Source organism: Pseudomonas floridensis, assembly GCF_002087235.1.
GTDB lineage: Bacteria > Pseudomonadota > Gammaproteobacteria > Pseudomonadales > Pseudomonadaceae > Aquipseudomonas > Aquipseudomonas floridensis.
In genome coordinates this window covers 267,721-273,720 of record NZ_MUIO01000002.1, presented here as the reverse complement: position 1 = coordinate 273,720, position 6,000 = coordinate 267,721, and the positions used below count along the sequence as shown (strand labels likewise).

Below are 6,000 nucleotides of genomic sequence, written 5' to 3'. Positions count from 1 at the left end.
GCTCAGGTGATTGAAAAAAATTACGAAGCCTTGCTCCCGTGGAATTGCTCACCCGCATCGCTTAGCTGACCGCGCCAGCCATATTAAGATCGGTGGGGTTTATGGAGCGCTTACAAACAATCGGGCAACGGTTTACCGTTGCATTTCTGGCGAGCAGTTCCACGGCAGCAGAGCTTCGTAGTCGGCAACTGACGAAGCGTGCGGCAGCCGCTCAAGTACGTGGCGCAGCCACGCATAATGCTCCTGGCCGTTGACCTTGGCGGTCTCGACCAGGCTGTAGATCTTCGCGCTGGCACTGGCGCCATTGATGGTATCGCTGAACAGCCAGGCCTTGCGACCAATGACAAACGGCTTGATCGCTCTTTCGGCCGCGTTGTTATCGATGGGCAAGTAACCCGCTTCGACGTAGCGCTCTAGGCGGCTCCAGTTATTCGCCAGATAATGCACGGCCTTGGCCAACGCACTTTGCGGCGTGACCTGAGGCTGCAACGGTAAACCGTTGACCCACCGTTGGGCTGGTGGGGTTTATGGATCGCATACCCTACAACCTCACATCCACCCCAATCACTCCCGGTCCCTCTTGCCTTTCGATAAACGCCGCCACCCGCTCTCCGATCCGTTGCACTGTCAGATCAATCCTGAATGCTCCAAACCTCAAACGCTTCACCTCGATGCGATCAATGCCGACGGGCAAGCGCGGTTGGGTGATCACGATGCGTCTTTGCGCAGCATCGACAGAAATGCCCAGGCACGCTTGCAACAGCATGAACACCGAGCCTGCCGCCCAGGCTTGGGGCAGGCAGGCGACGGGGTAGGCGATTGGGGACTCGCCGGGGCCGCGTTTGAAGCCGCAGTAGAGTTCCGGCAAGCGCATGCCGAAGGCGGTCGCGGCTTCGAATAGGCTGCTCAGAATATGCACGGCACCTGCATGCTCGCCGTAACGAGCGATGCCGGCAGCGCAGAGGGCAACGTCGTGGGGCCAGACCGAGCCGTTGTGGTAAGACATGGGATTGAAGCGGATCGCACCGGTTTCCAAGGTGCGCAGGCCCCAGCCGCTGTCGAAGTGGCCGGCCAGCAATTGGTGGGCTACGGCTTTGCCGCGTTCGGGGGCTGGCAGGCCGGTGAACAGCAGATGGCCCGCGTTGGAGGCTTTGACTCTGCAGGGTTCGCCCTGGCCATCCAGTGCCAGTGCGTAGAATTGCCGGTCTTCCATCCAGAAACGACGCTCGACCGCTTGGCGCAGTCGCTCTGCGCAGGCGTGCCAGTGAGTGGCTGCGGTTTCTTCTCTGCGAATGCTGGCGAGCTCGCTCATGGCCAGGTAGGCGCGCCAGGCATACCCCTGCACCTCGACCAGCGCAATGGGCCCTTCAGGCGAGCGGCCGTCGCTGTGAAAAATCGAGTCATGGCTGTCTTTCCAGCCTTGATTCGCCAAACCGGTGGTCTCGCCGCGTTTATAGCTGACGAAGCCGTCGGGACTAACGGACGCATTGGTTTCTATCCAGCGTGTGGCACGCACCAGCGATGGCCAGAGCTGGTCGATGAATGCCATGTCTTCGGTTCTTTTCACATAGGCCCCGGCCAGCATGACGAACAGCGGTGTGGTGTCGACGCCGCCGTAATAACGTGCGAAGGGCAGTTCGTTGAGGTTCGACATTTCTCCCTGTCGGGTTTCATGCATGATCTTGCCGGGCTCTGCGTCGCTGAAGGTCGAGATTTCCATGGCCTGATGTTCGGCCAGGTAAGCGAGCACGCCCCGTGCCAGCGAGGGGTCCAGCCAGAGTGATTGATAGGCCGTGATAATGGCGTCGCGGCCAAACGGCGTGGAGTACCAGGGGACGCCTGCGTAAGGGTAAGGGCCGGTGGGCAGGTCGGCGGTCAGCAGGGCGAGATCGGCGCGGGACTTGTCGAGCCAGGCCTGAAACAGCCGCCCCGATGCCTTTATGCGCGCACCCCTGCGTTCTTTTTGACGCATCGCGCGGCAAGCCTGCGCGGCCGCATGGCGATAGCGCGCTCGGGTAGGTTGAACGACGCGATTGCCAACCTCGACGTACAAGGTTCTGGTCTGATGGGCGCGAATGTCGATCTGAAAGCGGGCGCTGTGCCCGTCGATATGAGCAGGCGTTTCCGAAAAGCTGATCGCCATATTGCGCTGTTGATCGTCCAGCCCGCGATAGCGCAACACCACGCTGCAGCCGGAGACTTCGGGCTGGTTCATCGAACCGCGCACTGGACGGTTCTGGCCGCGCACTTCAAACATGTCGAAAAAGTCGCCATAGAACTGCAAATCGATGGGCAGCCTGCCGTGCAGGTCGCTGTAGTTGGTCAGCGTGATGCTCTCGAACATGCGTTCTTCCCAGAGAAAGCGTTTGCGCTCGATGTGCAGGACGCCCTGCGGAGTGGTCTCCGCGCCCAGCGCTGGCAAGGGGTGATTGGTCAGGTGAGAGATGAAGTAGACGTTGTTCTGGCTGACGGCCGCTGAAAGCAGCGTCGGGCGTTCTCCCGCCAGCGTCAGTCGGTAGACCGACAGCAGACGCGTGTCGTGATGAAACAGGCCGACATCGTGGCCTTCGATGTCCCCCGATGCGTTCGCCACCAGAAACATGTTGTGGTTGACCAGGACGAACAGGCTCTGGGTGCAGGGTGCCTCTTCGACAGCAAGTGGTTGTGGGGATGATTCATGGCTGGACAGTAACTTCTTCATCGTATGCACACCTACGATCCAGTGATGTCATGACCTCTTGCCAGATGTCGGTACAGATCGACGTAATGTTGCGCCATGACAGTTGCCGAGAATTTCCTCTTGAACACATCGCGAATGGCCTGCCGATCCAGTGCAAGCACCTGATGGACGGCGTTCACGGCTTCCTGCTCACTGCTGACAATCAATCCTGTGACGCCATCATCCAGGACTTCGGGTACCGAACCACAGTGCCAGCCGATAACCGGCGTGCCGCAGGCCATGGCCTCGATCATGACCAGCCCGAACGGCTCGGGCCAGTCGATGGGGAACAGCAGGGCTCTGGCGTTGCCGAGCAATCGAGCCTTGTCGCGGTCGCCGATTTCTCCCAGGTACTCGATGCCGGGCGTGGCAAGTTGCGGCATGACCACGTGATGGAAGTAGTCGCGCTCGGCCCAATCCACCTTGGCCGCGATTTTCAACGGCAGGCCGCTGGCCCGGGCGATGGCGATAGCGCGATCCGGCCGTTTTTCCGGCGAGAGGCGGCCCAGAAAGACCAGGTAATCGCCATGGGCCGCGTTGAACGTCGGGCTGAAATCCGGCAAGCCATGGGGCACGTTGGCCAGCCAGTGTGCATCGGGCATCGGGTTGCGCTGGTGCTGCGAGATCGAGACCAGTGGATACTCCGGCCAGCGTGCATAAGCGTTCTGAAAGTCTGTCACGTCGAGCCTGCCATGCAAGGTGGTCAGGGTCTTGAAAGCAATGGCTTCGAAAAAGGGGAAGTGCAGCAGATCGGTATGGAAGTGCAAGACGTCGAACTCGCTGGCTCGCTGCCGCACTTCATGGAGCATGTTCATGTGGCTCGCCAGTGTGGACTTCGACGAGCGGTCCAGGCGCAGTGCCTGATTACGGCATGCGACCAGCGTTGCGCAGGTAGAGGAGTCACCGGAAGCGAACAGTGTGACATCGTGCCCCAACTCGACCAGTGCCTGAGTGAGACAGGCGACAACGCGTTCGGTGCCGCCGTACAGCGAGGGAGGTACGGATTCAAACAAGGGAGCGATCTGAGCGACTTTCATGGCCCCGTTGCGCGCGAGATGTTCACATGACGAGGCGGATGCGAGCCTGCGGGTGTGCTCGTTGCCCCATGTCCAGCGAGGACGCGGTCAGTCCTCCTTCGGGAAAAGAATAGTCCTTGAACGTCGCGCAAGACGTGCGCTTCGGCGGTGACTCACGCCGCTGCGACGAGCGGCCAGGGTCGTGAAGGTCTGTCAGTCCGGCCCTTTGCGTCTGGTGTTGTCAGTACGGCTTCGTCAGTCCAGCGCATCGAGGACCTTTCGGTAACGCTCTGGGCCTTGAGCGGTTTCCCGGGTCAGACGAATCTCCAGGCCTTTGGGATTGTCTTCCCGGTTGCCATCCAGCGTATGCCAGGCGTTATCCTGCTTCCAGATACGCACTTGCAGCTCTGTAACCTGCCCGAGCACAGCGACGCCAGCCTGAGGTGCGGGCAGGGGATAGCGGTCGCTGGCGTCTCCCATGGCGCGGTACAGCGTGCCGTTCTTCAGCCACCAGCGCACGCGCTGCAAACCCTCGCCGGAGGTGGCCGCGCTGCGAATCACATCCAGACGAAAGTCGCTGCTGTCGGTCCCACGTACGCTGACCGGCGCCGGTGCCTGCGGACGCTCACCCTGGTTGCCATCGAGGTCCGGCTCCTGCAATTCGATGCTGGCGCGCAGGGCCACGTCGCGCTCCAGCTGGTTCAGCGAGCGCAACAGCGATTCGGTCTGCTCGGTGTTCTCACGCAATCGGGCGTCGGTGCGCGTCACGCTGTCCAGACCCCGCCATGCAATCAGGCTGACAATCGACATCAGCAAAATCGCTACCATCACCTCAAGCAGAGTAAAGCCGCGCTGGTTTGTGTTCATGGTGCGCTAACCACGCTCAACTGGCCCAGCGCGCTGCGGTGCACCCCAAGCGAGTGCTGGCCATCGGAGAGCTGAATGTGCAACTCAGGGGTAATCCATTCGGCATTCAGAATCACCGGTCGTCCGGGCTGTACCTGCACGCGCATCGAAGGTGTTTCCCAAGTACGCGGTCGCAGTTGCGGATCGTCATTGAAATGCTCATGACCGGTGCCCTGTTCGTCGCGTCGTCTGAAGGCGAACCCTTTGCCGTCGGCCAGCCAGGTGATAGGGCGGCCGTCGGCCCTGGCTTCGGCCTGAGCGATCTGCAGCAGGTGCGCCAGCCGCTCGCCGTCCTTGCGCAGTTGTGCATCGGCGTCAGGTCTGATGCTCAGGCTGACCGCTGCGCTGGCGATGCCGATGATCACCAGCACTACCATCAGTTCGATCAAGGTAAAGCCCTGTTGCCTGTCCGTGGTCATGACGCTGTGTCCCTTGAGTGTTCGTTCGGTGTCCCGCTGTACCGACGCGCAGTCTGATGTAGACTTCCTGCCCAGACGAACAGGAGGTTCAGTCATGGCATTTGCTCTTGGTGTATCGGCTCCGCGCTTGTTGCAGTCAGTGGCGTTGCTTGCTGCGCTGGCAGGTGTGGCGACCTGGTCATCACTGCTGTTGAATCCGGCACAGTCGCACACCCCGGTGGAACCCCTCACTACGCAGGATTCTGGTTTCGCCAGTCCGGCGAAACAATGGTTCGCCAATCAACCTTCTCAGGTGCAAATCAGTGTGTCGGGCGTGATGGCGGGAGCGCGTGGCGCGGTGGCGATCATCCGCCTCAATGACGGACCGGCGCGCAGTGTGATGGCGGGCGAGCGTCTGGCCAGGGATGTACGTCTGGTGGCGATCGAGGCGGATGGCGTGGTGATTGAACGCGGGTCGGAGCAGACCCGGCTCAAGGTCAGCACGCTGCCTGAGATTCCGGCGCTGCCGGGGCTTACGCGCTTGAACGACCGTCATTGAGGTCTGACCCAGGGATGACCGAGTACCGTCTGCAGTCGAGCCAGTGGCGGTGCCTGTTTGTCGCGTTCGGTGACCCTGACGCTGACCCGCATCAGTGCACCGCCGTGCATCGCGACCAGCGTCTGTTCGCAGCGCAGCAGCAGGCGGCCCTGATCACAGTCGACCGCTTTCGCGCCTGACTTGAGCTGGCCCTCCAGGCGCAATTCCGCCAGTCGATTTTGCGCCGCCAGCAAGGCGACAGCACGGTCCCGGAGCAGGCCGTTGCTCTGCGTCATGCCGCCCGCAACCCGCACTGCGGCAGACATGGCAACGGCAATGATCGCCAGTGCGACCAGCACCTCGATCAGGGTAAAACCACGGTCCTTGTGTCGCGGTCGCATGCGGCCTCCTGGCTGACTACCG

At 61.4% G+C, this 6,000-nt stretch carries 6 protein-coding genes and 1 pseudogene; 1 reads left to right on the top strand and 6 read right to left on the bottom strand.

Annotated elements, in window-relative coordinates; genetic code table 11:
- Positions 1-132: 132 nt before the first annotated feature.
- From BZK31_RS01375 to gspH, 5 genes and pseudogenes are all read right to left on the bottom strand, one after another.
- Positions 133-486: pseudogene (locus BZK31_RS01375) on the bottom strand (IS66 family transposase); the annotation flags it as partial.
- 55 nt (positions 487-541) lie between these two features.
- Positions 542-2,701, bottom strand: coding sequence for an amylo-alpha-1,6-glucosidase (locus tag BZK31_RS01370; protein WP_083180955.1), 2,160 nt, complete (start codon positions 2,699-2,701; stop codon positions 542-544).
- 11 nt (positions 2,702-2,712) lie between these two features.
- The gene (locus BZK31_RS01365; protein WP_083180954.1) at positions 2,713-3,756 is read right to left on the bottom strand and encodes a glycosyltransferase family 4 protein; all 1,044 of its coding nucleotides are present in this window, start codon (positions 3,754-3,756) and stop codon (positions 2,713-2,715) included.
- Between the two features lie 234 nt (positions 3,757-3,990).
- Positions 3,991-4,602 (bottom strand): type II secretion system protein GspJ, encoded by a 612-nt coding sequence (locus BZK31_RS01360; protein ID WP_083180953.1) that lies wholly within the window; start codon positions 4,600-4,602, stop codon positions 3,991-3,993.
- Complete coding sequence (gspH, locus tag BZK31_RS01355) at positions 4,599-5,060, bottom strand: type II secretion system minor pseudopilin GspH (RefSeq protein WP_083180952.1); 462 nt, start codon at positions 5,058-5,060, stop codon at positions 4,599-4,601. The genes BZK31_RS01360 and gspH overlap by 4 nt, the downstream gene beginning before the upstream one ends.
- A gap of 94 nt (positions 5,061-5,154) precedes the next feature.
- Here gspH and BZK31_RS01350 point away from each other — a divergent pair, with 94 nt between their 5' ends.
- Positions 5,155-5,598, top strand: a complete 444-nt coding sequence (locus BZK31_RS01350; RefSeq protein WP_083180951.1) for a type II secretion system protein N — start codon at positions 5,155-5,157, stop codon at positions 5,596-5,598.
- Here BZK31_RS01350 and gspI read toward each other — a convergent pair.
- Positions 5,592-5,978 (bottom strand): type II secretion system minor pseudopilin GspI, encoded by a 387-nt coding sequence (gene gspI, locus BZK31_RS01345; protein WP_083180950.1) that lies wholly within the window; start codon positions 5,976-5,978, stop codon positions 5,592-5,594. The two genes, BZK31_RS01350 and gspI, sit on opposite strands and share 7 nt — an antisense overlap.
- Positions 5,979-6,000: the final 22 nt, after the last annotated feature.